Below are 1,274 nucleotides of genomic sequence, written 5' to 3'. Positions count from 1 at the left end.
GCCATGCGGTCAATCAGCTTTTGCACGAGCATATTATTGGCCTTCATCATGGCGGTTTCGCCGCGTTCTGCCAATAACTCGTTGGTGGTGAGAAGGGTGCGCAATCCGGTAAGAGGTTGATTCAACTCGTGGGTAATCGCACTCGACATGCGGCCCAACGCCGCCATTTTGCTCGATTCAATCAATTGCTCCTGAGCTTGACGTAGCGCTTGCGTGCGCTCTTCTACCCGCTGCGCTAGCTCTTGGTTGATGAGTTGTAGCGATTGTTCAGCCTTTTTGCGTTTACTGATATCGATGAGGGTGGCAAGAAAATACAGCTCTCCGTGCCAAGGAAAGGTCGTTAATGAGAACAGCACCGGGAAAACGCTCCCATCACTTCGCCTTGCCATCGTTTCAACGGCACTGATTTCGGCCAGCTCCTTATGTTTTGGTAGATCTCTGAGCAGTGTGAGCGTGGTTGAGTTGGGATTACCTGCATCAAACAACTCCCAAGCAAAAGTTTGACGATTGACGTTTTCCGGCAAGCAAAACAGCCGCTTAGCCATTGGATTGAGATCGAATAGCTGTCCTTGCTCATTGATCAACAGCAACCCAACGTGAGTTTTGTTGATCATCTGCTTAAGTCGCCTTTGGGATTCCTCCAGTAGAGCCTGAATACGCTGCTGGTTCTGGTTTTTCTGGTGCCGTTGCAAACCGATAATGACCAACAAAATGATCAATAACAGCAACGCAGCGACACTCCAACCAATGACATTAATGGCTTGTTGAACTGGCTTGGTCGGGATGAGATAACTGACATACCAATTGAGGTCATCCAATTTAACGGTATGGGCAAAATAGCGTTGCTGATCCAGCGTCCAAAAATGGATCACGGTGTTGTCGTAGAGCTTTTGTGTTTCCTCATCTACTGCATGGTTTGGCTCATTGAACCAGTCTGCGTTGTAAGTGGTGCTGCTCGACAGGAAGAAACGTTGATGGCGGTTTTGCAGTGTAATAATGTCTTGGCTGGTGATGGTTTGTTCTGTCAGAAGGCTCAAGTTAATTTGTACGACGACAATACCCGCGATGTTGAGGCCATCAAAAATCGGTGCCGATAAATAATACAGAGGGCTTGAGCCTTTGGTTTTATTTACCAGAGAGACGCCTTCACCTTGGCGATGAATCTGTTCAACAATGGCACGTCGATCTGAACGGCTAAATCGTTCATCGATGAGGCTGGAAACCAACACTTCACCAGAGGTGGAGAGGATCAACCAACCTTCGGTATTCGCGGC

The 1,274-nt window shown here is 48.2% G+C and carries 1 protein-coding gene; it reads right to left on the bottom strand.

Features of this window, described 5'->3' with window-relative positions; genetic code table 11:
* Positions 1-1,274: PAS domain S-box protein (locus R7Z78_RS24400; protein WP_169643842.1), on the bottom strand; the 1,274-nt coding region annotated here is incomplete at both ends.

It is taken from the genome of Vibrio sp. 1167 (assembly GCF_033340375.1).
GTDB lineage: Bacteria > Pseudomonadota > Gammaproteobacteria > Enterobacterales > Vibrionaceae > Vibrio > Vibrio alginolyticus.
Note: the sequence above shows the minus strand (reverse complement) of the source record. Positions and strands in the feature narration are given on the sequence as shown.